Consider the following 24,199-nt stretch of genomic DNA (forward strand, 5'->3'; position numbering starts at 1 on the left):
GTTCATCCCGGCGGGATATTTCCTGCCGCCCGAGGATCGCTGATGCGGACGGTCCGCAGCTTTTCTCGTCCTGCCGATGTCATGCAATCCGGTGCAACTCCTCCCGAGCGGGCGGCGAGCGCGTCGGTCGTTTGTGTGCCCGGCGCAGCGGGGTCGTCTTTGCCCATGCGGGCCACGCCGCCTTGGCCGCCGCCACGGCCTCGCCAACCTCGCTGGTCGAGGCCAGCGGAACGCGCTTTTCGGCCGCGCCGGTAGCGGGGTTGAAGACATCGGCGAAGCGGCCGCTTGCCGGGCACATGCTCGCCCGAGACGTAGTGGCTGAGATCGGTCGTCGTTCCCTCCTGATCTGATGCCTTGGGGTCACATTTCAGGTAATGAGAAGCAGTCGCCAGGAACGAGGAACTGATTTGCAGGAATCGACATTCACGGCGGATGGCTCAGGCCAGACCGGCCCCGCCTCGACCGACCTTGCCTGAACTACGCCTCCGAGTTCCTGCGCGGCTGGCGCTCTCGCGTCGAGGTGACGAGCGCGTTCGGCGAGGACGAGGCCGTGCGGACCGGCGCGGGCATAGGCGTTCTGCACGACTATCTGGCGCGGGACCATGTGGACGGGGGCCGGCTGGTGCGGGTCCTGCCGGGGCTGCGGGCCACGCGATCCTATTGGCTGGCGATCCACGAGAACCTGCGCGATGTGGCGCGGGTCCGCGGCCGAGTTTCTCGCGGCCGAGGTTCACGCCGGTCAGCGCGATTTCCTGCGATGATCGGCCCGGTCAGTCGGGCGCGGCGATCGCCTCCCAGACCTGCCCGGCGACGTCGGAATGGGCGGCCCTGAGGCGGGCCGCCATCAGTTGCAGGGGCTGCGCGCCCCAGCGGTCGCCCAGATCCGCCAGATGCCCGGACAGGATCTGCGCCCGCGCCAGCGTCTCGGGCACCCACGCCACCGCGACCCCGGTCGCGGCGAGTTGCAGCGCGGCCAGCGTCAGCGAGGTTTCCGCCTTGGGCCGCAGCGTCAGCCCGGCAAGGCGGGGGCGGATGTCGTCCCGCAGGACGCGGCCGAAGAACACGTCGTCGGGGTAGGCGACGACCGGCAGTTCGCCCCGCGCGATCTCCGCCTCCAGCGCGTCCATGCGCGACGCCGCAAAGACCGGGATCAGGCTGTCGGACCCCAGAGGGCGCAGTTCAACGAAGCCCGGCTCCATCGTCAGAGGCTGGCCGCCGGTGGCGTAGAACAGCATGATGTCGGCCTGCCGGGTCAGAAGCTGGGCGTAGCATTTGTCCCGATTGCCCGAGCGCAGGCGGATGCCGATCTCGCGCGAGGCGGCGATCCGGCGCACGAAGCCGGGCGCGATGGCGGTCGTGATCGCGTGCTGGCTGGCGATCACGACATGGGTGCGGGCGCTGGAATCGTCGCCCAGTGCCGCCGCCAGCCGCCGCAGCCGCACCGCCAGATCGCGCATCTCGGCGCATTGCTCGCGGGCGGCGGGGTGCAGCTCGACCGGCTTGCGCGTGCGGTCGAACAGTTCCGCGCCCAACTGCTCCTCGATCATGCGGATGCGGCGCGAGAAGGCGGACTGGGTGAGGTTGCGCCGCTCGGCCGCGCGGATGAGCGAGCCGGTCTCGGCGACCGCGAGAATGTCCTCGATCCATTCCAGCCGCATCTTGCGTCCCGTTAACATGCAGAACCCGCATCTTGCGGGCAGGATTTCGCATTTGCAAGCGCGGGCAGGGCGGCGGATGATGCGGTTGTCGTCTCACCAAGGAACCATGCCCATGCTGCTGTCACGCTTCCCCCGCATCTTCCTGGCGCATCTGCCGACCCCGCTGGAACGGCTCGACCGGCTGACGAAAGAGCTTGGCGGGCCCGAGATCTGGATCAAGCGCGACGACTGCACGGGGCTGTCCACCGGCGGCAACAAGACCCGCAAGCTGGAATTCCTGATGGCCGAGGCCGAGGCGCAGGCGGCCGAGGTGGTCCTGACCCAAGGCGCGACCCAGTCCAACCACGCCCGCCAGACCGCCGCCTTCGCCGCCCGGATGGGATACGAATGCCACCTGCTGCTGGAGGACCGCACCGGCAGCGAGGACACCGACTACAACCACAACGGCAACGTCCTGCTGGACCATCTGCACGGGGCCACGACCGAGAAATTCACCGGCGGCATCGACATGAACGCCGAGATGGAGAAGGCGGCCGACCGGATGCGCGCGCAGGGGCGCAAGGTCTATACCATTCCCGGCGGCGGCTCGAACCCGATCGGGGCGCTCGGCTATGTGAACTGCGCGTTCGAGCTGGTGGGGCAGGCGAACGACCGGGGGTTGGTCATCGACCATCTGGTCCACGCGACCGGCAGCGCGGGCACGCAGGCGGGGCTGATCGTCGGGCTGAAGGCGATGAACGCGCAGATCCCGCTGCTGGGGATCGGCGTGCGCGCGCCGAAAGCGAAGCAGGAGGAGAACGTCTTCGCCCTCGCCCAGGCCACCGCCGGGAAGATCGGCGCGGAAGGCGTGGTGAAGCGCGAGGACGTGATCGCCAATACCGATTACGTCGGGGGCGGCTACGGCATCCCCACCGCCAGCGGGATGGAGGCGCTGGCCATGTTCGCCGAGCTTGAGGGCATCCTGCTCGACCCGGTCTATTCGGCCAAGGGCGCGGCGGGGCTGATCGACCTGATCCGCAAGGGGCACTTCAGGAAGGGCGAGCGGGTGGTGTTCCTGCACACCGGCGGGGCGTCGGCGCTGTTCGGCTATACCGCCGCGTTCGACTTCAGCGAGCGCCGCGTGACCACGGCAACGGCGGCCTGAGCCATGGCGGTCGCGCCCCGGCCCCGGCGGCTTCATCCCGGACCAGCGCCCCGACTCCCGGCGGGGTCGCTGTCTTGCGGATCGAAGGGCCGGGGCGGGGCGGGGTGGCGGGGGCGCGGCGGATCGGCCCTCGCCTGCGCGTCCGGCACCGCCGCACCGGGGGCTGTCTGCCCCATGAACGGGGCCGAAGTCCCGTTCATCCCCGAGGATATTTTCAGGCCGCCCGAGGGAAGCACGGCGACGGTGCGCGAGCGCGCGGGCGGCGTGACAGCGGGTGCCCCGTGACCGCGCTGCGCCGGGTGGGCATTCTCGGCGGCATGGGGCCGGAGGCGACGGTGCTGCTGATGTCGCGCGTGATCGCCGCGACGCCGGCCAAGGACGACGCCGACCATATCCCGCTGATCGTGGACCAGAACCCGCAGGTCCCCTCGCGCATCGCCAGGCTGATCGAGGGGACCGGCGCGGACCCGGCCCCGGTGCTGGCCGCGATGGCCCGGCGGCTGGAGGTCGCGGGGGCCGAGGCGCTGGCGATGCCCTGCAACACCGCCCATCACTACGCCCCCGCGATCCGGGCCGCCGCGTCCGTTCCGCTGATCGACATGGTGGCGCTGTCCGCCGAGGCTGCGGCGCGGGCGGGGCGCGGGGGAAGGGTCGGCATCCTTGCCTCGCCTGCGGTCCAGCGCATCGGGCTGTTCGACGCGGCCCTTGCCCGGCATGGCGCGGCGGCGGTCTATCCCGCCGACCAGCCCGCGCTGCTGGAGGCGATCCGCGCGATCAAGCGCGAGGGGCCGACCCCCGCCGCCCGCGCGGCGCTGGCGGCGGCGGCGCGGGGTCTCGCGCGCGAGGGGGCGGCGATCCAGCTCGTCGCCTGCACCGAGTTCTCGCTGATCGCGGACGCGGCGGGAGAGGAGGGCGAGGTGATCGACACGCTCGACGTGCTGACCGCGGAAATCGTGCGCTTCGCGCGGGGCGAGGATGGGGCGCGGCCTGGGGGTGAGAGCGGCGGATAGGGGCGGCCGCTGCATCCCCGCTGGCGAAAAAGACCCGAGCGATACCGGGATCGCGCCTTGAGGGCGTGACGCCGGCGATGCTTGCACCTCGGCGCAGGGCGAGGACGGGGCGCGGTCTGCGGGGTGAACGGGGGTCGGTTGCGTGGCCCTCGCCATTGCGGCCTTCGCAGCAGCAGCAGGGCAGGCAGGAGCGGGCGCCGCGACCCTGAGTCCAGACTGTGGAAGATGGGCCGTTTGATGGCGGAAGCGTCAGGAACCCCCTTGCCTTGCCCGATACCGACCATGCTTGCACTTCCCAGCGGGCCGAGGCAACGTAAGAACAGCTAATCTCGCGTTAGCTCAGATACAAACCCGTGTAAGGTCAGCTTTCGTTTCCGGGAGGGGGAGAGGGACGGCGTGTCCATCAGGATGCTCAAGACGCTGATCGCCGTGGCGGATCACGAGACGTTCAGCGCCGCCGCCGATGCGGTGTTCGTCACCCACGCCGCCGTCAGCCAGCAGATGCGCACGCTGGAAGCCCTGTGGCAGGTCGAGATATTCGACCGCTCGACCCGGACGCCGGAGTTCACCCCCATCGGGCGGGCGCTGCTGGCCCGCGCGCGCGAGGTGGTGCGGGATTACGACAACATCGTGCCCTCGGTGCTGGGCGATGACGGGCTGAAGGGCGAGTTCACCCTTGGCGCGGTGCCGACCTCGCTCACGGCCATCGTGCCGTTTTCCACGGCGCTGCTGAAGACCAACTGCCCCGACCTGCATGTCCGGCTGTTTCCGGGGCTGACGACCCATCTTGTCCACCAGCTCGAACGGGGCGCGCTTGATGCGGCGATCACCTCGCGGCCGGGGATCATGCCGCTGGGGCTTCTGTGGCATCCGCTGGCGCGCGAGGAGATGATCCTGATCGCCTCGGCCAAGGTGGAAAGCGACGATCCGGTCGAGGTGCTGCAATCGCACCCCTTCATCCGCTTCTCGCGCGATGCGGTCGTCGGCACGCTGGTCGAGAAATGGCTTCAGGACAACGACATCGCCGTCAGCGACACGATGGAGCTTGCCAGCCTCGAGGCGATCTACGGCATGGTGCTGGCCGATCTCGGCGTGTCGATCATCCCCGAGCCCTGCATGAAGGTCGCCAATCAGCCGCCGCTGCGCCGCATCCGCCTTGCCGAAACCGGCGGCCCGGTGCGCGAGCTTGGCCTGATCTACCGCAAGGACAGCACCAAGATGCGCGTCATCGAGGAGATCACGGCCGCGATCGGGCGCGCGCTGGCGATCGGCACGTTCTCGCCCGAAACCATCGCGCAGGCGGTCTGACTTGGGAATGGGCTGACACGGGAATGGCTGACAGGGGAATGCTCTGAATGGGAATCGAGTTTCTGGCCGTTCTGGTCGCGGGCGCCTTCGCGGGCGGGGTGGTCAACGGGCTGGCGGGGTTCGGGACGGCGCTGTTCGCGCTCGGCTTCTGGCTTCAGGTGCTGCCGGCGGCGCAGGCCGTTTCCATCGTGGTGGTGATGTCGGTGGTCAGCGGCTTGCAGGGCCTGTGGGTCGTGCGCGGAGAGATCCGCAGCAATCCGGGCCGGCTGGCCCGCTTCCTGCTGCCGGCGGTGGTGGGGATCCCGCTGGGAGTCATGCTGCTGTCGCTGGTCAGCGCGACGATGCTCAAGATCGTCATCGCGGCGTTCATGCTGCTTTACGGCGGCTTCTTCCTGGCCCGCCGCTCGCTGCCCTGTTTCGAGCGCAGCACGCCGGTCCTCGACAGCCTCATCGGGTTCGCCGGGGGCGTGCTGGGCGGGGCGGCCTCGCTTTCGGGGGCGCTGCCGACGATGTGGTGCGCGATGCGCCCCTGGCCCAAGGGCGAGACGCGCGCGGTGCTGCAACCCTTCAACGTCGTGGTGCTGGGCATCACGGCGCTGTTCTTCCTGCTGAACGGGCTCTACACGCCGCAGACGGTGCTGCTGATGGCCATCGCGCTGCCGGTGACGATGATCGGCGCGCATCTCGGGCTGGCGATCTTCCACCGGCTTGCGGACGATCAGTTCCGCTTCCTGCTGATCTTCCTGATGTTCACCTCGGGCGCGATCCTCGCCCTGCGCGAGATGCTCTGACCGGCGCGGACATGCAGAAGCGGCGCCCGCTCCGCCGCTCGCGCCTTTCTTCTTTGCCCAAATATCCCGCGGGGGTCCGGGGGCGCGAAGCCCCCGGTTCAGCGCCGCATCCGGCGCTCAGCCGGGATTGAAGAACGGGGCGGGGATCAGGATCTTGTTCTCGATGTGATCGACCAGCGGACGCATCTGCACCGCGTAGGCCTGCCATTCCTCGGACGCCTGCAGCGCCTTGCGGCGTTCCCAGCGGTCATCCATGCTGTCATAGCCCCACATATGGACGATCTGGTTCAGCGGCCCGATATCGGTGAAGTAATAGCCGACCATGTTGCCCAGGATCCGGGTCTGCACGGCCAGCCCCTCGGCCTCGTAGAGCTTGAGGAACTTCGAGACATTGCCGTTCTTCAGCGTATAGGTGCGCATGTCGATGAACATGGGTTCGGTCCTTCCGGGCAGGGTTCAGATGTGCAGCAGCAGGATCGCGGCCAGCGCGAAACCCGCAAGAAGGGCGGTCAGCCCGCAGACCATGGCGATGGCGCGGGGCCCGACCTCGGCCAGCTTGCGCAGCGAGGTCTTCATCCCGAGCGCCGCGATGGCGGTGATGAGGCACCAGCGCGACAGATCCAGCAGCGTGGCGGTGACGGCGGCGGGGATCAGGTCCGTGCTGCCGATCAGCACCAGCGCCGCGAAGCCCAGGACGAAGAACGGGATCGGCAGCTTGCCGCCCTGACTTGCGCCGGGGTGGCGGGCGAAGTATAGCGACAGCGTGACGACCACCGGCACCAGCAGCGCCACCCGCAGCAGCTTGACGAAGGTCGCGGTCGCGCCCGCCTCGTCGGACACCGAATATCCCGCGCCCACGACCTGCGCCACGTCATGGATCGTCGCGCCGAAGAACACGCCCATCGCTTGATCCGACAGGCCGAGCGCCGCGCCGATCATCGGATAGACGATCATGGCGATGGTGGAGAGCGCCGTCACGGCGATGACCGTGAAGACCGTATCGCGCTCGCGGCTCGGATCGTCCTTTGGCAGGACCGAGGAAATCGCCAGCGCCGCCGAGGCCCCGCAGATCGCGACCGCCCCGCCGGTCAGCAGCCCGAACGGCAGCGTGCGGCCGAAGACGCGGGCCAGTCCGATGCCTGCGCCGATGGTCAGGGCGACGCCCCCCAGCGTGATACCGACCACCGGCAGCCCGGCCGCCGCGATCTGCTGGACGGTGATGCCGAGGCCGAGCAGCGCCACGCCGAAGCGCAGCACCTTCTTGGACGCGAACTCGACCCCCTGCGCGGTGGTCGTGCCCGGCTCGGCCAGAAAGGTGAAGGCCATGCCGAGCAGCAGGGCCATCAGCATGACGGGGGCGCCGTAATGCTCGGATATGAACTTCGCGGCCAGCGCCACGGTCACGGCCGAGACCAGACCGGGGAAAAGCTCGCGCGCCCGGTCCAGCGCCCGGCCGGGCGCCCGCGTCACCTCGGCTGCGGTCATCCGATCAGTTCGTCCGTCCGGTCATCGGTCTCGCCGAAGCGTTTCAGCACGGCGGGTCTCGTGCCCTCATAGACACGGCCCAGATTTTCCGAGATCTTGGCGTTCTCGCGCTCGAAGAGGCAGTTGCCCTCCATGTCCGAGGCGACGAGGAACGGGCCCATGCGGTTGCATTTCAGCACCCACATCGCCTGCGCCAGCCCCAGCTCCTCGTGCCAGTGGACGGCCTCGACATTCTCGACGCCCCGGCCCAGCAGCGCGCCGGTGCCATAGCCCACGGTGGACAGGTAGATCGCGCCGTTGGGGACGAAGTATTCCTTGTAGTCCCTGGACGACATGCCGCCCTTGCCGACGATCAGCTTGGCCCCCGTCTTGGCGATCCATTCGGGCAGCCATTTCGTGAACCGGAAGCTGGCCGTCGCCGTCACCGCGCCCATGTCGAAGCTGCCATCCTTGCGGATGCTGGCGGCGGGCGAGCAGTGGAAGTTCGCCGCGCTCTGCGACGGCAGTTCCATGGGGATATTCGCCTGCTCCTCCAGCGCGCGCATATAGACGCCTTCGCGCGCAGTATACATCAGCCCGCTGAGATACACGATGTCGCCGAGGCGCAGCGCCGCGATCTCCTCGTCGGTGGGGGTCGTGGAGAGTACGACTTCACGCAGTTTCATTCGGCGGCCTCCAATGCGGGTTCTGCTTCCCATTCGACCGTCTCGCGGCGCTGATAGGGGGTGAACCAGTCGGGGTCGGTGCGATGCTCGACGCGGCCGTCGGCGTGGATGCGGGCGACGGCGCGGCGCGAGGACAGGCAGAAGGCGTGAACCGACATCTGCATCCCGCCGGTGTGGCAGTAGCCTACCTCGATATGGGCATCGATCACCATGTTCTTGCCCACGAAGCCCATCGCGCCCATGCCGATGGAGTTGCCGAGCTCCTTCAGCTCCTCCTCCAGCGCGGCGATCTTGGGGTCGGCGTTGCGGTCGCCCACGGTGCGCAGGCAGGCGGCGCGCTTGCCCAGCACCATGCAGGTGTCCTTGCAGCCGCCCAGGCCGATGCCGATGATCGCCGGCTGGCAGGCGAGGCCGCGCTTGCCGAACGCCACGAGGCTGTCGAGGTAGAACCGCTTGATCCCCTGAATCCCGTCCGAGGGGAACAGCATCCGGTAATCGGTGCCGAACAGCCCGCCCTTGTGGACGGTGATGAGGTCGATCCACTCGCCGCCGGGCTCATAGCCGTATTCGATTTCGGGCGCGCCGATGCCGACGTTGTTGTCGTGGTCCGTGCGCCACAGCGGATGGACGCGGTTGGGCCGCAGCGGCACCGACTGGGTGGCGCTGGCGGTGGCCCGCCGCAGCGCCGCTTCCAGCGCGATGGGGCCGCCTTCGACGCGGGCGTCGTTGCCCATCTTCACATACCAGCGCGGGGTGCCGGTATCGCCGCACATCGCGCGGCGGTCCTGCTTGGCGGCCTCGTAGTTTTCCAGCATCGCCTGAAGCACGAAGGACGACAGGTCGCCATCCTCGGTGCTGGCGGCGTTCTTGAGGCCGGTCAGGTAATCGTCGGGGATCTCGATCGCCGCCTTGGCCATCAGAACCTCGGCGGTGGACTGGATGAGTTTGATGGGGATCACGTTATTTCCTCCTGAAGCTGGCGTGCTGCGGCGTTGCTGGGGCGCTACTGCGCCGCGAGCAGCGTCTCGGGCTCGCTTTCGGGCAAGATGGTTTCGCCGGGGCGGACGATGGTGAACTGGACCTGCTCGCGCGTCAGGGACAATTCGCCCCCGCGCATCTGCGCCAGCGTGAAATACGAGCTTTCCAGATCGCCCGGCTCGGGGAAGTCCTCGCGGAAATGGGCCCCGCGCGAGTTCTCGCGCAGCTCGCCCGCGCGGGCGATCACGGTGGACACCTCGGTCAGCGAGGCGACGTTCAGCCAGTCGTGCCAGGTCAGGTTGAAGGCCAGGTTCGACGGATCGACGCCGGTCTCCATCAGCTCCGACTGGATGTCGGCCACCCGGCGCTGGCCGCGCTCCAGCCCCGCGCCGGTCCGCATGACGCCCACGTCCTCCCACATCGCTTCCTGAAGCTTGTGGCGCAGGCTTTGCACATGGCCGGGCTTGCGGGTCAGCGGATGGATCGCGCGCTCGACCTCGGCGGCCAGCACGTTCTCATCCGGGTCGCGCAGGGTCATGCCGCGGATATCCATGCCCATCACGTCGCCCGCGATCCCGCCGAAGACGGTCGAGTTCGCCACGCCGTTGCCGCCCAGCCGGTTCGAGCCATGCGCGCCGCCCGCATCCTCGCCGGCGACATACAGCCCCTCCATCGCGGTGCGGGTGTCGGGGTCGACGACCACGCCGCCCATGAAGTAATGCGCGGTCGGCACGACCTCGACCTTGCCGCCGGCCAGATCGAAGCCGCAATCGGCGCAGCGTTTGACCATGCCGGCGAATTTCTTGCGGACGTTTTCCGGGCCGAGATGGCCCATCGAGATGAACATCCCGACCTGCTCGGGGTCGTTGTTCTTGCGCATCTCGGCATAGATGCCGCGGCTGACCACGTCGCGGGTCGCGCGCTCGCCGCGGGTGTCGTAATCGAACATGAACCGCTCGCCCCGCGCGTTCAGAAGCTGGCCGCCCGCGCCGCGCAGACCTTCCTCCAGCACGGTGCCGGTCATCCGGGTGTGATCGCCCGCCAGAAGGCCGGTGGGGTGGAACTGCACCATTTCCATGTCGCGCAGCGGCAGGCCGGCCCGCAGCGCCATTGCCAGCCCGTCCATGGTCTTGTCGCCCGAAGGGGTGTGATATTTATACATGGTCGGCCCGCCGCCGGTGCCCATCATCACGCATTTCGCACGGACGAAGCGGAAGCGGCCGGTCCGCATGTCGATGAACAGCACCCCGGCCAGCGAGGCGCCGTCCTTCGTGGGGACCAGTCCGATGGCGCGGTGTTCCTGCAATTTCTGGATCGGCCGGGCCAGAACCTGCTCCATCAGGCGGCTGATGATCTCGATCCCGGTCAGGTCGCCCTTGTGGACGGTGCGGTCGGCGGTCTGGCCCGCGAACGCCTTCTGGTGCAGCGTCCCGTCGGCGTTGCGGTCGAAGAAGCAGCCGATCTCGTTCTCAAGCTCGGTGATGCGGACCACGGCCTGCTCGCACAGCCGCCACGCCATGTCCTGATTGGGCAGCCACTTGCCGCCGTTGATCGTGTCCATGAAGTGCCGCTCGACCGTGTCGCCGCCGCCGAGCGCGACGTTGTAGCCGCCCTGCACCATCCGGGTGCAGCCGCATTTGCCGATCAGCCCCTTGACGGCAAGGGTGATGCGGGTGCCGGGGGGCGCGGTCTGCTGGGCGTGAAGCGCCGCGAACAGCCCCGCCCCGCCCGAGCCGATGATCAGGATGTCGGTTTCTTCGCGTTCGATCTGGACGTTCAGGGACATGATTACACCGCGCGCAAGAGGAAGCTGCCCGAGACCAGGAAGGCCCCAGCGACCGAGGCCGCGGCCAGGGTCTTCTGGCGGGCCGACCACGGCAGGAATTCGAGCGCGAGCAGCCGCAGCCCGCCGAAGAAGTGGATCGCCAGCAGGAAGACCAGCCCGAACTCGGCCACCTTGACGAGGGGGTTCGCGGCGAAGCTCAGGAAGTAATCGAGGCTCTGCGGGCGGCTGACCGCCATCGCCAGCACGTAGAAATGCGCGGGCAGGAACAGCGCCAGCCCCAGCCCGGACATGCGGTGCAGGATATAGGCCAGCCAGAGCGGATGTTTGCGGTGCGGCTTGATCTTCACAGCATCGTCACGGCCGCCACGGCGCGCGCCCCCATCAGCAGCAGCACGATCCCCGTGCCCCAGGTGAAGATTTCCAGCCACCGGCCGCGCAGGCCGAGCGTCTCGTGGACGATCACCCGCAGGCCGATGGCGGCGTGGATCGACACGGCCACGACGAAGCTGCCGTAGAACAGCAGCCACAGGGCGCTGCCCTGCGTGCGGCCCAGTATCTCGGCCGTCGAAAGCCCGCCCTGAATCGCGTAGATCATCACCGCGATATGGCCCAGCACCAGCGGCGCCATCACCATCGCGCTGAGCCGCTGCGCCATGTAGAGACGAAGGTTCAGCATCAGGCGCTCCTCTTAAAGAAGGAGGTCGCGACCGCGCGCTTCAGCCCCGCGATGGCGCTGAGGGGGTCGAGCTCGTTCGGGCAGTAGCGGGTGCAGCTTCCCTGCGTGTGGCAGTTCAGGCACCCGCCGGGGCCGGAGACCGCATCGAGGATCGCGCCCCGGTCCTGCACCTTCTCGTCGTTATACAGCGTCCAGGCCCGTTGCAGGGCGGCGGGGCCGAGATAATCCTGATTGCCGGCCACCGTGTCGCAGGCCGCATAGCAGACCGAGCAGTTGATGCACTCGATCCCCTTGTTCGCCTCGACCCGCGCGGGGGCCTCGGGGTTGACCTGCTGGATCGGCTCGTCCCGCGTGCGCGAGGGGCGGTGAACGCCGCCCGCCTTGACCCATTTGTCAAAGAACGGATCCATGTCGGCGGCCAGATCCTTGATGACCGGCAGGTTCCGCAGCGGCGCGATCTCCAGCCGGTCGCCGTCCAGCACGCGGCTGACATGGGTCCGGCAGGTCCAGCGCGGCTCTCCGTTCACCATCATGGCGCATGACCCGCACATCCCCACGCGGCACGCATAGCGATAGGTCAGGGTGGGATCGGCGGATTGCTGGATCCACGTCACGACATCCAGCACGGTCTGGCTGCCGAGGGCGGGCACCTTGAAGGTCTCGAAGGCGCCGCCATTCTCGTCGCCGCGCCAGACGGAAACCTCCATCGTCTTTGTGTTCTCGCTCACAGCGCACCTGTTGGCTGGGACTTTCCAATCCAACTACCCCCGAGATCGTCTAACACAAAATCCTAAATTCTAAAGACAATGGTAAGTTTGCCTTACAGGCGACGCCGCGTCGGCGGGGTGCGACACCCCTGCGACATCGTGCCTTGCGCCAAACCCTTGAAAGCGCCACAAAAGCGCCTGTCTGCGCCTCATGTAAGGACAACTTCACATAACTATTAGAATTACTGTATTTGATTAAACAAACCTTTCCGATAATTTGGTCTTTACGCACAACGCCAGCCAACGGGCGGCCCGTGCCGGAAGACGACGTGACGACGTGACGACGAGGGGAGGCGTGCCGGGATTTCCGGCGTCCGGGTCCGCGACAGGCGCTTTCGGCAACCAGTGCCGGCCTGACCCGCGGACGACCAGCAATGACTGCGCATCGTTCGGGAGGCGGTGCGCCTAGCCAGACACCAGGGAGGAACCATGCAGCCACATGAGCCGCTGCTTGCCGTCGAGGGCGTGACGCTCCAGTACAAGACGCCGCAGCATCTGATAACCGCCACCTATCGCGTCAGCTTCGACGTGCATCAGAGCGACCGCTTCATTCTTCTGGGCCCGTCGGGGTGCGGAAAATCCACGCTTCAGAAGGCGGTGGGGGGCTACATGACCCCGACCGAGGGCGAGATGCGGCTCAAGGGCCGCAAGATCACCGAGCCCGGACCGGATCGCATGATGGTCTTTCAGGAATTCGACCAGCTTCTGCCGTGGAAGACGGTCAGGCAGAACGTCGCCTTCGCGCTGCAAAGCGCCAAGCGCATGTCGCAGCGCGAGGCCGACGAAAAGGCCATGCACTATGTTGACAAGGTCGGGCTGTCCAAGTTCGCCGACAGCCACCCGCACATGCTGTCGGGCGGCATGAAGCAGCGCGTGGCCATCGCCCGCGGCATGGCGATGGAGCCGGACATCCTGCTGATGGACGAGCCCTTCGCGGCGCTCGACGCCCTGACCCGGCGCAAGATGCAGGACGAATTGCTGAAGCTGTGGGACGAGACCCAGTTCACCGTCCTGTTCGTCACCCACTCGATCGCCGAGGCGATCAAGATCGGCAACCGCATCCTGCTGCTGTCCCCCCATCCCGGCCGCGTCAAGGCCGAGATCAACAGCACGACCGACCCGAAAGAAGCCGCAGAACTGGAGCGTTACATCCACGAGACGCTCTTCGCCCACGAAACCGAGGAGGAGGTTGAACATGTCTGAGGCCATCGCCATCGACTTCGGCCAGCGGGCCGCCGGCACGCGCCCCGAGATCTTCCACAACGACGTCGAGGACGGGAAGGAGCTGACGATCGTCGATCAGAAGCTCTCCACCTTCGAGATGCTGTATCGCGAGCCGTGGCTGCGCAAGCTGGCGATCCTGGTCATCCTCGCCTGCATCTGGGAAATCTACGGCCGCACGCTGAACAACGAGCTGCTGTTCCCGACCTTCACCGCGACGGCGGGCGCGTTCTTCACCTCGGTGCTGAACGGCACGCTGCCATCGGCGGCGTGGGTTTCCATCAAGGTCCTGCTGACCGGCTATGCCATCGGGATCGGGCTGGCCGCGGTGCTGACGGCGCTGGCCATCGCCTCGCGCATCGGGACCGACTTCCTGGAAACGATGACCTCGATGTTCAACCCGCTGCCCGCCATCGCGCTGCTGCCGCTGGCGCTGATCTGGTTCGGGCTGGGCAATGCCAGCCTGATCTTCGTGCTGGTCCATTCGGTGACCTGGGCCATCGCGCTGAACACCCATTCGGGTTTCCTCGGCGTGTCCAGGACGCTGAAGATGGTCGGGCGGAACTACGGGCTGAAGGGCGTCGGCTTCATCACCAAGATCCTGATCCCGGCGGCGTTCCCGTCGATCCTGACCGGCCTCAAGATCGGCTGGGCCTTCGCCTGGCGGACCCTGATCGCGGCGGAACTGGTGTTCGGCGTGTCCTCGGGGTCGGGCGGCCTGGGCTGGTTCATCTTCGAGAACAAGAACATGCTGGACATCCCGATGGTCTTCGCCGGGCTGCTGACCGTGATCCTGATCGGTCTGGTGGTCGAGAACCTCGTCTTCCGCACGATCGAGCGCCGCACGATCCAGCGCTGGGGCGTCCAGAACTGAGAACCGACAAGAGCAGCCCCCCGCCCGAAGGCGGGGGGAACTGCCGACAGACGCCGCCACGGCGGCCAACAGGGAAGAGGATATGATGAAGACACGCTTTCTTTCGGCGGTCGTGGCCCTCGGGCTTGCCGGCCTGACGGCGTTGCCCGCGTCCGCCGAGGCCATGAAGGTCCGGCTCGCCAAGCAGTTCGGCATCGGCTACCTGCCGCTCACGCTGATCGAGGAGCAGGGCCTGCTGGAAAAGCACGCCGCCGAAGCCGGGATCGAAGTCGAGGCGGAATGGCTGCGCTTCACCGGCGGCTCGGGCATGAACGAGGCGCTGCTGTCGGGCAACCTCGACCTCGCCGCGGGCGGCACGCCCCCCATGCTGACGATCTGGGCGCGCACGCAGAACAACATGCGGGTAAAGGGCGTCACGGCGCTGGTGTCAATGCCGCTGCATCTCGTCACCTTCGATCCCGAGATCACGGAACTCGCCGATTTCGACCGTTCGGACAAAATCGCGCTGCCCGCCGTCAAGACCTCGATCCAGGCCATCACCCTTCAGATGGCGGCCGAGAAATATCTGGGGGAGGGGCATCACGCCGATCTGGACGCCTTCACCGTGTCGATGGGCCACCCCGACGCGCAGCTCGCGCTGCTCGGCGGCCAGTCCGAGATCAACGCCCATTTCGGCGCACCGCCGTTCCAGAACATGGAAATGAAGGACGAACGCGCCCGCAAGGTCGTGGACAGCTACGACGTCCTCGGCGGCCCGCACACCTTCACCGTGGTCTGGAGCCGCGCCGAGTTCGTCGAGGAAAACCCCGAGTTCATGCAGGTCTTCATGGCGGCGCTGAACGAAAGCATCGAGTTCATCAAGGCCAACCCCGAGGAAGCCGCCCGGATCTGGGCCGAGGCCGAATCCTCGCCCATGACGCACGAGGAGATCGTCGCGCTGATCACGGACGAGCAGACGACCTGGACCACCGAACCCCAGCGGCTGCTGCCCTATGTCAACTACATGGCGCGGGTGGGCCTGATCCAGGAAGACACCGACGACTGGCGCGACCTGTTCTTCGACACGGTCAGCACCGGCGAAGGAAGCTGATCCCGAACGCCGACCCTCCCCGGCGCCCGACGCGGCGCCGGGGGATATCGCCGGACCTTTCCGTCAGCTACCCGCGAGTTGAGGGAAAGGGCCGGCGGTTTTTTCTTATGATGGCCCGCGGATGGCATCCCGTCCCCGCAAACAACAGTAGTTCTTCAATTATATCAACGGCTTCGTGGCTCACGCCCGAGGCCGCGTTCGCATGCCCGCTCGCCGTCACCTTCTGGAGCGGCTGGCCGGTCGCCAGGCAGAGCAGACCCGCCAGCGCGCCCTGCAGGTCGATCGCCCGCTACATCTCCCCGAATCCGAGATTGCTCCGGTCTGGACCGCGAAGGGCCCCTTGGCTGTTTCGCTGACCAGCGGCGCAGGCTATCACGATGGGAACTCGCTCGGGCTGGGAGACGCCCTGATGTGCCGCCGGTGTGGGAGTGCCGGCAGCCGGGTAACCTATTGGACTTTCTAGTCGAGGCCTGCCTTGGCGAGGCGATAGACGCGAGGCCGGTCGGCGACCTTGGACGCGGGCATTCGGTATTGCCGCGAGCGGGCTTCGCCCCCAGGCACGAGTATCTCATCGATCGCCGCCAGCATGGCGTCGAGGTCTGCCACCTCATCTCGCACCGGCTCGCTGCGGAGATAGACGTGCTCGCGATCCTGCCACCCGACGGGATCTGGAACGCTCTCTGGCGCGGGCTCGGCCTCGAGATCGATGATCCGTCCGGCATGGCGGTCGATGAAGCCGCGGATCTCCACGACGGCATTGGCGCCGTCCCAGCCATCGGTCGGGCAGGCGTGGTGGGCCCGGCCGGCCAACTGCAGGGCCGCGTCATGGGCCGTGCCCGTGGGCCAGGGCAGCAGACCGAAGCCGATTGCCATCTCACCGGCGTAGCCGACCAGAGCGAAGCGCTCGGCGCCGGCAGGCTGCGCTGCGGGCGAAAGCGGCGCGGTCCGCGCGCAGTGGTCCCGGATTTCTCCGGCTAGCACGGGCAACTCTGCTGTCAGGGATGCCGAATGGAGGTCGATTCCCTCCACCAGCTGGTCGAGGAAGGCCGGGAGGAGATGGCCGTGATGCCGGCGCAGCGCCAATTCCATTGTGCGAGCGAAGCTGGCGCCATCCGGTGCTCCGTGGAGGACCTCGATCAGCCCATGCGCACCGGTATCCGCCGGAAGATCGATCATGCGGCGCAGCAGCGCCGCAGGTGGCGCCTTCTTGCTGCGCCGCAGGCTCTCGTCGAGCGGGATCTCCGAGCTCGACAGGATCACCCGCCGCCAGCGCTGGCCCCCGTCGGGATCGCGCTCGGACAGGGCGCGCCCCGCCCCGGCATCTTCTCCGAGCGCCAACAATGTCCGCACTTGACGCCCGTCCGGCTGCAGCGGGTAGCCGTCGAGGGCGAGGAGGCCGTCCTGCGCTTCCGCGCTCAGCCGTTGCAGGCCGGTGCTGGCGGCAGGCCAGGGAATGACCCGGTCGGGATGCCCGGCGCAGCTCATCGCGACATGCAGCAGCAGCGATTTGCCGCTCGCCCGTGGACCATGAACGTTGAAGCCGGCTGTCTGGAGGCTCGCGATCCGCAGGAGCGGACCGGCCAGCGCCGCGGAGATCGCGAAGATGAGCGCAGGATTGCCGAGCGCGCGCTCGGCGACCTCGCCCTGCCAGCCGGCGAGGCTTCCGGCACAATCCTGGGCGCTGCGTCGCGGACCGGCGAGGAACACCTCGTTCTGGATATCGGCAGGGGCATGGCGGGACCCGTCAGGCCGCAGGTAGCAGACCGGCCCGGCAGGGTTCTCGAACCAGCCGGGATGCTCGGCTCTAAGGCTGCGGGGAACGTGCTCCCACAGCTGCAGGAAGACAGGAACCGCTTCCGGCAGGCAGAAGATGCGAAAGCCGCGATCCGCCAGCATCGACAGGACCACGCGTGGCTTGCAGTGCAGGTCCGCGCGCGACAGCGACAATCTCTGCAGCTGGAAGTTGCCGTCCAGAAGTTCGATCTCCAACATCCATCCGGTTCCGTCGGCGCGGCGGGCGTGGGAGACGACCCGGATCGGTGCCGATATCTTCTGGCCCTTGTCATCCTTGATACAAGGAACTTCCTCATCGAGAAGAAAGCCCGGCGGCAACGTGAGGTGCAGATCGTCATAGAAGCGCCGCAGGTCAGGATCCTCTCTGCTCTCGGCGGCCGCAGCTTCGCCAACACCGCCGCCCATCTGCGCATAGGGCTGTCCATCGAGAGAGAAAGCGCCGTCCGACAGGTCGGGGTCCAGTGTCCCAGCCGCGCGGGCAGTCGGACCGTTGGACTGTTGGACGGGGACGGCCGGAGCGAGGCGCTCGGGGCTGGATGCAGGTTCGTCACCTGAGGCAGGAGTTTCCTGCTGGGGCAGAATACCCATCACAAAAGTGCAGCACAGCGCGTCCGGGTCGCGGACATGCGGCAGGCCGATCTCCTGCATGTGGTGGTGGATCGTCATGTTCAGGCCATTCCTTTCCGCGCCCGGGCCGGGCATTCATCAAAGCTTGTCGGGGAGGGGCCGGAATTCTTTCCGTGCTGGGCATTCTATACCCGTGCGAGCGTCTTTTCAGGGGAAGAGTGCCTGTTCCGGGGTGCGGAGCGCAGTTTTATGTGGACAACCAGGGAGAGAGGTCGGGCTCCACGTCGTCGAGGCAGGGCTCGGGAGGCTCCTCGGCATCGCCGTTGCAGCTGGTGGCAGGCGGGCCTGGAAGGTGCGGCGCCGTGCGGCCTTCCGCATCAACATGTTCATCTATCTGGGCGGAAGGTGCTGGCTCGGCTGGCTGCAGCCGCATGGCATGCGGCACACGCGCGGTGACCTGGGCAGCAAAGCCGGCATCATCGGCGCTGCGGCAGACAACATCGAGCGGGCGCCTGCCGACCACCGAGGTGAGCTGTTGCGCGGTCCGCCGCGAGAGCGAGGGTGCCGCGGCGATGATCAGAAGCTCGGGGTATTCAGCGGACAGCATCGCCGCCGTTGCGACATCACTCGTGACCGCACAGCGTGTAGCGTCGTGCGGGCCCAACATGGCGAGGGCCAGATTCTGCCCGGAAATCGGACGCGCAACGAGGCGACCTTCGCTCTCGATCAGGAGGTCATAGCCGAGCATGGCGCCGCCGGGATCAAGACGCGGGAAGAGCAGGCGCTCGGGTCCGATGCGCAGCACCGAGGGCACCGTGTCGGCGTCGATCTCTGCCACCGCCGCACGCCAGCTTGCCCGCTGCCACAGCTGACGCGCCCGGGTGTGATCCAGCGCCGCGGTCATGATCCGGCCGCCCGCTTTCCTGACGCGCTCTTCGCGCAGAAGATGCCGGTGGCGGCGGCGCTGCTCTTCGCGCCGTGCGAGCGCCTCGACGTCGGGCGGGGAAATCCCGTAGTCCCCCAGGCGGGGCAGGGGCGTCGCGCAGAGCTTCGCCCGGGCTGCCCGCTGGTCCTCGGCCAGCACCAGCCGGAAGGCGGCAGCGACCGTCCGATCCAGACCACGCAGCAGGGCGCCGAGATCGACCGCCCGCTTCTTCTGCCGCTGCCGCAGCTCCGCATACCGGTCGCGCCGCTCTGCACGCTGCGCTGCATGGCGCTGCCGTGCGCGCGCCGCCGCAGGGGATTGTGCGCCCGGCGCAGCAGGAGCCGGTGGCGGTCCGGGCTGGAACCGTCCCAGCCGGGCACAGAGACGACGCAGCCCGAAGGCCGATCCGAGATGAGAGGCCGGCATCCAGCCGCGTCCTGCCACCTCGGCGATCCGCGCGCCCGGACCATGACGGAGGTAGCGCAGGCCGATGTCGAGCAGCCCCGCATGGAGCGCAGCCCAGCCCGCGGCCTGCTCGATTACCTTGCGCGCCTGACTGATCACGCGCGCCGGCAGCCGGTCGCGCAGGGGCGCCACGCCGGTGCGACGTTCGGCGCCCCTCACACCCCGCGGATCGGGGCGCAACCCTTCGGCGCGGGCCACGCGCCTCGCGTCCCAATAGGCCTTCGGCCGGGGCACCAGCACCAGTTCACCATTCACCAGCCGCGGCAGGAAGCGGCCGCGATCCGGAGGCCAGCCGAACGCCCGTTCGATCACCCGGCAGGCCCGTTCGAGCCGTGCATAATCGTGACTGATCGAGCAAGCCTTCCCGGTAAGCGGATTCACCCGGTTGAGCACGACATGCACATGGACGTTGCGCCGGTCCCGATGCACCGCGAGCACATGCTGATGCCCCTGCCATCCCATCTCGCGCAGCACGCCCTTTGCCGCGGCAAGCGCCGCCTCATCCGTGGGGTTTTCTCCATCTCCCCAGGACAGCACCATGTGATAGCATCGCCTCTGCAGGCGTTTATTCATGCGTGCGACGGCTTGCATCTGGAACGCTGCATCGGTCCAGCCGCCCGCCAGATTGCCGAGCGCGATCGCCGTGGCCTTGTGGCAGGCATAGGCGACGCGCTTCGCGAAGCCGGTTTCAGCGCGCGGGGGGCGGCGCCGGGGCGTGATCACCTTCGCCAGCATCCTCGTCCTCCATCAACATGCGCTGCAGCCGGTTGATGCGCTGCGACGCCGCGCGGCAGCGCTGCGCGTAGTCTTTCTTGCCCGCCTTCTGCAGCAGGTCGGCGGTTTCCGTCATGATCCCGCCGAGGATCCCGAGCTCACCGATCACCGCGGCCGGCATGCGCATCGGGGCTGCGTCATCCAGTGCGCGATCCCGGATGTAATCCGCCACGCTCCGATAACCGCGCCTGCGCGCGGCCGCCCGGATGCGGCTTTCCTCGGCAGGCGTGACCCGCGCCCGCAGGATCCGGCTGCGCTGCCGCGTCGACGACCGCGGCGTCCCGTCGCCCGCTCTAGCCATGCGCCGGCTCCGCCGCGCGCGGACGGGTGCCGTGGTCTTCATCACTCAGCTCAGGCAGGTCTTCCAACACGATCGTCGCGGACCTGCCCTGAACGACAGGCGCGGCCGCCGGCGCGCTGCGCCTGACCCGCGCCCGGCGCGGCGGCTGCGCGGCAGCCTTCGCCTTGGCAGCATCGGCCTCCTTCTCGAGCGCGCGGAGATAGCCCTGCAGGGTGCTCGGGCGGATCGCCAGCCCGTGCGGCTGCAGCATCTCGGCCAAGTCCTCGAGGCTGTAGCCGAGCTCGGCACGGGCGCGGCGAATCTCTTGCGCCATGGCGGTGATGACCTCGCGGCTCGTATACGCGGCCTTGGGCTTCGGCGTCAGCGTCTCGAGCGCATGGCGCATCGCTTTGAGCTGCGCCAAGCTGATCTTCGGGGTAGGGGTCGACATCGTCGCGCTTCTCTCCTGTTGGGACTATCGCGACAGGAAAAATATGCACCCTTTCTGAAAAGTCAGAAGAATTCGTTCGGTTATCCACAATGACGTTTGCAGGGCCCGAGGAGCGCAGGCACAGAGCGAGCGAGGAAAGGTCCGGCGGCGACCACAAGGCAGGTCACCGGAGCCAGTCAGTCACACCGAGGGGTAGTATCCCGGTCACCCGGAGGGATAAACTGTTCCAGCCGTCTCCTTTCCGATCAACATGCAGCCGCGGAAGACGCCGACACTGAATTGGCAGGGTATGTTCTTGCGGCCACCGTCCCTGGTGGCGGGACGGCCGGAGCACCCGAAGGCCGCGAAACCCTCACTTCGGAGACGCCGCCAGAGCTCGGCGCCACTCCGGCCGCCGCCCGACCAGGCTTCGTCGAGCAGGACGAGCCAAGGCTCGAGCGAGCTTGCGCGGACGCGGAAGACATCGTCGCGCTCGTTGCGCAGGATGCGCAGGATGCGCCGGACGGTCTGCCGGCTGCAGCCCGTCCGCACGACGATCTGCTTGATCGGCACGCCTTTGTTCGCAAGGGCCCGGACCGCCGCGTTCATTTCTTCGCGGCGCAGGACGCCTGAAGCGACGGCGGCATAACCAAGGCGAAAAAACATTTGGAAAACGCCCGCGACCTGTTCAGACAAACCGAACCACCTCTCAGTTCCGGGTGGAAATCAACACCCTTGCCATCTCAGGAGCGGAGGCCGCGGTGCTGGCAAAGGAGGAGGGTAAGATCGTGACCAAGACCGCCATCACTCGCCGGACCGCCCTTGCATTTACGCTGGCGGCGGCCGCTGCGTGTCGCGCGACGGCAACCTGGAGCGGCAGCGTCACTGCTTGGCCAGGAGCGGACGGGCCGCCCGTCAGTCCCGGCGTAAAGCCCGCCCGGCAACGGGCGCTTGCGTTGAATCTCAGTGGCCTGGACGACTGGAACAGCGGCAGGCCCTTCCTGAACATCGCCAAGTTCGCGCGTGGCCTCATCGCAGGCGGTTTCGGAGCGGGGAACCGCGATCACGAGCAGCTGCGGCGTGACGGCGTGCTGGACGAGGACGGTTACGCCACGCGCATCCCCCCGGACATTCCCAGCCCCTATATCGAGATGATCTGGGACTGGGGCGGATACCTTCCCGTGCGCCCCCATATCGCCGGGCGCTACATCTTTCGCTACGATGGCGAGGGTGACTTCAGCGTTCCCATGGGCGGCACTGTCGTGTCCAACGAGCCCGGCAGGATCGTCTTCGACGCCGACGGCTCGTTTTTGGCCATCCGCCTGTCCGCGCTCACGGCAGGCAATCACCCGCGCAACTGGCGCATCTGCCGCGAGGAGCATGTCGCGCGGCTGGACGCGGGCGAGGTGTTCCATCCCGACTACCTTGCGCGCATCCGCAAGGCGGGCCTCATCCGGGCCATGGACTGGGGCAGGATGAATCTTGACGACGGCTGGAGCGGCCCCGGCCCCGAAGCCACGCATCCGTGGTTCGGCAAGTGGGACCAACGCCCTCTGCCCACCGACATCACCTACACGCTGCGGGGTGTGCCGCTGGAGGTTCAGGTGCGGCTGGCGAACGATGCCGGAGCGAACCTGTGGGTCAACATTCCCCACATCGCGGATGAGGACTACGAGCGCAGGGCGGCCGCCCTCGTCCGTGACAGTCTCGATCCCTCGCTGGAAGCGCGGGCCGAGAAGTCCAACGAGATGTGGAACGCGTCCTTCAGGGCCTTCCACTGGCTCGTGTGGCGCTCGCAGGAAGAGTGGGGGAAGGAAGATTACTGGGGATACAGCGCCTATGCCCAGACGCTTCTTGCCCGGCGCTGGCAGGAAGAATGGGCCAGGGTATCGGGACCCGGGCCCCGGTTGGTGACGGTTCTCGCCGTTCAGGCGGTGAACGACTGGGGCACCAGCTACATGCTGAACTCGGCCAGGGGCTTCATTCCTGCGGCAAGAGAAGTTGTCGATGAGGTTGCAATCGCCACCTATTTCGGCGGCGCGGAGATGGGCAATGCGCGCCTGCGGGCCGATCTTCTCGGGCAGATCAACCGTGACCCCATGGCGGCGCGGCGCTGGTTGCGCGACCGATTGCTGACCGAGGGCTATCCCGGTTCCATCCCCGACATGGAGGGGTTCCTGCAGGCGCAGAAACGGGCGATCAAGACAGCCAATCCCAACTTGCGGATGGTTGCCTACGAGGGCGCGAGCCACGTCCACCACAGCTTCTCGGTGGCGGTGCCGGACGAAGACCTGACCATCCTGACGCCATGGATGGCGGGCTTCAGCTACAGCGCAGAGATGGGCGAACTTTACCGGGCATGGGCAGACCATTGGGAAAGGTTCGGCGAAGGTCCGCATATGGACTTCGGCGACTTCCGAACGCCTGACCAATGGGGTTCGTGGGGGTCCGCGCGTTTTCTGGAAGACAAGAACCCGCGCCTCGACGCGGTCCTCGAGATCGCGGAACGTCCGGTATGGTGGGCGTGAGCAGTCGCCTTAGGACCCGGGGAATGCCGGTAAGACAGCGTCCGAACGCTAGCGCGCCGTTTTCAACTGGACGCCCGAATCGCCACCTTGCCACGATGAGCCACCTGATCCAGTGTCAGTCCCCATTCCCGGAGTTGATCAACATCGAGCTCCGATCCCTGCAGATCGACGTATAGACCGCTAACCCTTGCATGAAAGCATGCTGGGCGCCTTTGATGCAGCGTATATCGAGGTGCCGACAAGCAGGCCGAAATTATCCCGATTTCCACCGCACCAGAAGCAGCTTAGACGCGTCTGACGACGACTGCCCGCCTTCTTCGCGGGGATTGAGACGCGAGCCTGGCGCTCAGTCCGCAAGAGGTCGCGCCGCTCCACTCGAAGGCCATGCCGGTGATCCTCACTCAGCCTAGCGAATGGGGGGCATGGCTGACCACTCCGTGAAGGAGGCCCGCGCCTTGCAGCGCCCGCTGCCGGATGGCGCGCGCTCCGGCTGATCGATCAGCCGGATTGACGGATTGCATCGGGCGGCGCGTTCCCTCTTATGTTCTGACATGCCCGACCTTCGCCTTACACACACCGACCTCATCACCGATGATGGATCGCGGACGATTCAGCGGCTGTTCCACGATCAGCCCGGTCACGAAGGCGGCCGGCATGAAGCCCAATGCAAAGCCGGTCGTGGGCGCGGCGAAGACGCCCAGGCCGCCCCGACCGCCCGACAGCAGCGGCAGGCCGAGCGCCACCAGCAGCAGGAAAAGCCCCATCGACGCCGCCCCCCCGCGGGCCCCCAGCACCACCCCCGCCAGCATTGCGCCCATCGACTGCGCGGAGATCGGCACGCCGAAGCCCAGCGTGATCGGCGGCACCACCCCCAGGGCCGCAACCATCGCGGCGAACAGGGCGATCTGGGCGATATTGCGTTCCATGCGGTCAGTCCTTCACAGTTGATCCGAGCACTCCTCCTCGGGCGCGCAGAGCTTCGC

Annotated in this window: 23 protein-coding genes and 2 pseudogenes; 9 read left to right on the forward strand and 16 right to left on the reverse strand. The window is 67.5% G+C overall.

Features of this window, described 5'->3' with window-relative positions; all coding sequences use genetic code 11:
• Window positions 1-136 precede the first annotated feature (136 nt).
• A pseudogene (locus tag KTN05_RS13995) lies at window positions 137-371 on the reverse strand (aldehyde dehydrogenase family protein); the annotation flags it as partial.
• A 122-nt stretch (window positions 372-493) separates the two neighbouring features.
• Between KTN05_RS13995 and KTN05_RS18700 the strand changes: the two are divergent.
• Window positions 494-832 carry a LysR substrate-binding domain-containing protein gene (locus tag KTN05_RS18700; RefSeq protein ID WP_371823371.1) on the forward strand — a complete coding sequence of 113 codons (339 nt, stop codon included), beginning with the start codon at window positions 494-496 and terminating at the stop codon, window positions 830-832.
• Here KTN05_RS18700 and KTN05_RS14005 read toward each other — a convergent pair.
• Complete coding sequence (locus KTN05_RS14005) at window positions 771-1,676, reverse strand: LysR family transcriptional regulator (protein ID WP_217330027.1); 906 nt, start codon at window positions 1,674-1,676, stop codon at window positions 771-773. The genes KTN05_RS18700 and KTN05_RS14005 overlap by 62 nt on opposite strands.
• A 94-nt stretch (window positions 1,677-1,770) precedes the next feature.
• On the opposite strand from KTN05_RS14005, the gene KTN05_RS14010 reads away from it, so the two are divergent.
• The 4 genes from KTN05_RS14010 (at window position 1,771) to KTN05_RS14025 (ending at window position 5,911) form a co-directional block, all read left to right on the forward strand.
• A complete protein-coding gene (locus KTN05_RS14010) occupies window positions 1,771-2,802 on the forward strand; it encodes a D-cysteine desulfhydrase (protein WP_217330028.1) in 1,032 nt (343 codons plus the stop codon).
• Between the two features lie 281 nt (window positions 2,803-3,083).
• On the forward strand, window positions 3,084-3,812 hold the full coding sequence (locus tag KTN05_RS14015; protein ID WP_371823370.1) for an aspartate/glutamate racemase family protein: 729 nt from the start codon (window positions 3,084-3,086) through the stop codon (window positions 3,810-3,812).
• A gap of 396 nt (window positions 3,813-4,208) precedes the next feature.
• Window positions 4,209-5,120, forward strand: a complete 912-nt coding sequence (locus tag KTN05_RS14020; protein WP_217330029.1) for a LysR substrate-binding domain-containing protein — start codon at window positions 4,209-4,211, stop codon at window positions 5,118-5,120.
• A gap of 47 nt (window positions 5,121-5,167) precedes the next feature.
• Complete coding sequence (locus KTN05_RS14025; RefSeq protein ID WP_217330030.1) at window positions 5,168-5,911, forward strand: sulfite exporter TauE/SafE family protein; 744 nt, start codon at window positions 5,168-5,170, stop codon at window positions 5,909-5,911.
• Window positions 5,912-6,028: 117 nt separating this feature from the next.
• On the opposite strand, the gene KTN05_RS14030 is transcribed toward KTN05_RS14025, so the two are convergent.
• The 8 genes from KTN05_RS14030 to KTN05_RS14065 are packed head-to-tail and all read right to left on the reverse strand — an operon-like array spanning window position 6,029 to window position 12,229.
• Window positions 6,029-6,343 carry an NIPSNAP family protein gene (locus tag KTN05_RS14030; RefSeq protein WP_217330031.1) on the reverse strand — a complete coding sequence of 105 codons (315 nt, stop codon included), beginning with the start codon at window positions 6,341-6,343 and terminating at the stop codon, window positions 6,029-6,031.
• Between the two features lie 24 nt (window positions 6,344-6,367).
• Window positions 6,368-7,396 carry a YeiH family protein gene (locus tag KTN05_RS14035; protein WP_217330032.1) on the reverse strand — a complete coding sequence of 343 codons (1,029 nt, stop codon included), beginning with the start codon at window positions 7,394-7,396 and terminating at the stop codon, window positions 6,368-6,370.
• Complete coding sequence (locus KTN05_RS14040; RefSeq protein ID WP_217330033.1) at window positions 7,393-8,061, reverse strand: fumarate hydratase C-terminal domain-containing protein; 669 nt, start codon at window positions 8,059-8,061, stop codon at window positions 7,393-7,395. Before KTN05_RS14040 ends, KTN05_RS14035 begins: the two co-directional genes overlap by 4 nt.
• Window positions 8,058-9,020 carry a fumarate hydratase gene (locus KTN05_RS14045; protein ID WP_217330034.1) on the reverse strand — a complete coding sequence of 321 codons (963 nt, stop codon included), beginning with the start codon at window positions 9,018-9,020 and terminating at the stop codon, window positions 8,058-8,060. The genes KTN05_RS14040 and KTN05_RS14045 overlap by 4 nt, the downstream gene beginning before the upstream one ends.
• Window positions 9,021-9,064: 44 nt before the next feature.
• Complete coding sequence (locus KTN05_RS14050; protein WP_217330035.1) at window positions 9,065-10,825, reverse strand: L-aspartate oxidase; 1,761 nt, start codon at window positions 10,823-10,825, stop codon at window positions 9,065-9,067.
• Window positions 10,826-10,827: 2 nt separating this feature from the next.
• Window positions 10,828-11,172: a succinate dehydrogenase, cytochrome b556 subunit gene (sdhC, locus tag KTN05_RS14055; protein WP_217330036.1), complete on the reverse strand. Its 345-nt coding sequence runs from the start codon at window positions 11,170-11,172 to the stop codon at window positions 10,828-10,830.
• Complete coding sequence (locus tag KTN05_RS14060; RefSeq protein WP_217330037.1) at window positions 11,169-11,501, reverse strand: succinate dehydrogenase; 333 nt, start codon at window positions 11,499-11,501, stop codon at window positions 11,169-11,171. Before KTN05_RS14060 ends, sdhC begins: the two co-directional genes overlap by 4 nt.
• Entirely contained in the window at window positions 11,501-12,229 is a 729-nt protein-coding gene (locus KTN05_RS14065) for a 2Fe-2S iron-sulfur cluster-binding protein (RefSeq protein ID WP_217330038.1), read from the reverse strand. Before KTN05_RS14065 ends, KTN05_RS14060 begins: the two co-directional genes overlap by 1 nt.
• 468 nt (window positions 12,230-12,697) lie before the next feature.
• Here KTN05_RS14065 and KTN05_RS14070 point away from each other — a divergent pair, with 468 nt between their 5' ends.
• The 3 genes from KTN05_RS14070 (at window position 12,698) to KTN05_RS14080 (ending at window position 15,453) form a co-directional block, all read left to right on the forward strand.
• Window positions 12,698-13,471 carry an ABC transporter ATP-binding protein gene (locus tag KTN05_RS14070; RefSeq protein WP_217330039.1) on the forward strand — a complete coding sequence of 258 codons (774 nt, stop codon included), beginning with the start codon at window positions 12,698-12,700 and terminating at the stop codon, window positions 13,469-13,471.
• The gene (locus KTN05_RS14075; RefSeq protein WP_217330040.1) at window positions 13,464-14,363 is read left to right on the forward strand and encodes an ABC transporter permease; all 900 of its coding nucleotides are present in this window, start codon (window positions 13,464-13,466) and stop codon (window positions 14,361-14,363) included. The genes KTN05_RS14070 and KTN05_RS14075 overlap by 8 nt, the downstream gene beginning before the upstream one ends.
• 85 nt (window positions 14,364-14,448) lie before the next feature.
• Window positions 14,449-15,453, forward strand: coding sequence for an ABC transporter substrate-binding protein (locus tag KTN05_RS14080; RefSeq protein ID WP_254368224.1), 1,005 nt, complete (start codon window positions 14,449-14,451; stop codon window positions 15,451-15,453).
• A 459-nt stretch (window positions 15,454-15,912) separates the two neighbouring features.
• On the opposite strand, the gene KTN05_RS14085 is transcribed toward KTN05_RS14080, so the two are convergent.
• From KTN05_RS14085 to KTN05_RS14105, 5 genes are all read right to left on the reverse strand, one after another.
• On the reverse strand, window positions 15,913-17,913 hold the full coding sequence (locus KTN05_RS14085) for a DUF927 domain-containing protein (protein WP_217330042.1): 2,001 nt from the start codon (window positions 17,911-17,913) through the stop codon (window positions 15,913-15,915).
• Between the two features lie 148 nt (window positions 17,914-18,061).
• A complete protein-coding gene (locus KTN05_RS14090; RefSeq protein ID WP_217330043.1) occupies window positions 18,062-19,939 on the reverse strand; it encodes a relaxase/mobilization nuclease domain-containing protein in 1,878 nt (625 codons plus the stop codon).
• Window positions 19,893-20,279: a hypothetical protein gene (locus tag KTN05_RS14095; RefSeq protein ID WP_217330044.1), complete on the reverse strand. Its 387-nt coding sequence runs from the start codon at window positions 20,277-20,279 to the stop codon at window positions 19,893-19,895. The genes KTN05_RS14090 and KTN05_RS14095 overlap by 47 nt, the downstream gene beginning before the upstream one ends.
• Entirely contained in the window at window positions 20,272-20,709 is a 438-nt protein-coding gene (locus KTN05_RS14100) for a hypothetical protein (protein ID WP_217330045.1), read from the reverse strand. Before KTN05_RS14100 ends, KTN05_RS14095 begins: the two co-directional genes overlap by 8 nt.
• Before the next feature lie 204 nt (window positions 20,710-20,913).
• On the reverse strand, window positions 20,914-21,384 hold the full coding sequence (locus tag KTN05_RS14105) for a helix-turn-helix domain-containing protein (protein ID WP_217330046.1): 471 nt from the start codon (window positions 21,382-21,384) through the stop codon (window positions 20,914-20,916).
• Window positions 21,385-21,407: 23 nt separating this feature from the next.
• Here KTN05_RS14105 and KTN05_RS14110 point away from each other — a divergent pair, with 23 nt between their 5' ends.
• Complete coding sequence (locus tag KTN05_RS14110; protein ID WP_217330047.1) at window positions 21,408-23,216, forward strand: hypothetical protein; 1,809 nt, start codon at window positions 21,408-21,410, stop codon at window positions 23,214-23,216.
• A 617-nt stretch (window positions 23,217-23,833) separates the two neighbouring features.
• On the opposite strand, the pseudogene KTN05_RS14115 reads toward KTN05_RS14110, so the two are convergent.
• Window positions 23,834-24,142 (reverse strand): annotated as a pseudogene (locus tag KTN05_RS14115) (biotin transporter BioY); the annotation flags it as partial.
• Window positions 24,143-24,199 lie beyond the last annotated feature (57 nt).

The organism is Paracoccus sp. Z118, assembly GCF_019061185.1.
Lineage (GTDB): Bacteria > Pseudomonadota > Alphaproteobacteria > Rhodobacterales > Rhodobacteraceae > Paracoccus.

Coding starts and splice junctions, on each gene's coding strand:
- KTN05_RS14025 (WP_217330030.1), top strand. CDS start 5,168: ATGGGAATCGAGTTTCTGGCCGTTCTGGTCGCGGGCGCCTTCGCGGGC.
- KTN05_RS14090 (WP_217330043.1), bottom strand. CDS start 19,939: ATGCTGGCGAAGGTGATCACGCCCCGGCGCCGCCCCCCGCGCGCTGAA.
- KTN05_RS14030 (WP_217330031.1), bottom strand. CDS start 6,343: ATGTTCATCGACATGCGCACCTATACGCTGAAGAACGGCAATGTCTCG.
- KTN05_RS14070 (WP_217330039.1), top strand. CDS start 12,698: ATGCAGCCACATGAGCCGCTGCTTGCCGTCGAGGGCGTGACGCTCCAG.
- KTN05_RS14060 (WP_217330037.1), bottom strand. CDS start 11,501: ATGCTGAACCTTCGTCTCTACATGGCGCAGCGGCTCAGCGCGATGGTG.
- KTN05_RS14035 (WP_217330032.1), bottom strand. CDS start 7,396: ATGACCGCAGCCGAGGTGACGCGGGCGCCCGGCCGGGCGCTGGACCGG.
- KTN05_RS14100 (WP_217330045.1), bottom strand. CDS start 20,709: ATGTCGACCCCTACCCCGAAGATCAGCTTGGCGCAGCTCAAAGCGATG.
- KTN05_RS14010 (WP_217330028.1), top strand. CDS start 1,771: ATGCTGCTGTCACGCTTCCCCCGCATCTTCCTGGCGCATCTGCCGACC.
- KTN05_RS14095 (WP_217330044.1), bottom strand. CDS start 20,279: ATGGCTAGAGCGGGCGACGGGACGCCGCGGTCGTCGACGCGGCAGCGC.
- KTN05_RS14085 (WP_217330042.1), bottom strand. CDS start 17,913: ATGACGATCCACCACCACATGCAGGAGATCGGCCTGCCGCATGTCCGC.
- KTN05_RS14005 (WP_217330027.1), bottom strand. CDS start 1,676: ATGTTAACGGGACGCAAGATGCGGCTGGAATGGATCGAGGACATTCTC.
- KTN05_RS14075 (WP_217330040.1), top strand. CDS start 13,464: ATGTCTGAGGCCATCGCCATCGACTTCGGCCAGCGGGCCGCCGGCACG.
- KTN05_RS14040 (WP_217330033.1), bottom strand. CDS start 8,061: ATGAAACTGCGTGAAGTCGTACTCTCCACGACCCCCACCGACGAGGAG.
- KTN05_RS14050 (WP_217330035.1), bottom strand. CDS start 10,825: ATGTCCCTGAACGTCCAGATCGAACGCGAAGAAACCGACATCCTGATC.
- KTN05_RS14080 (WP_254368224.1), top strand. CDS start 14,449: ATGAAGACACGCTTTCTTTCGGCGGTCGTGGCCCTCGGGCTTGCCGGC.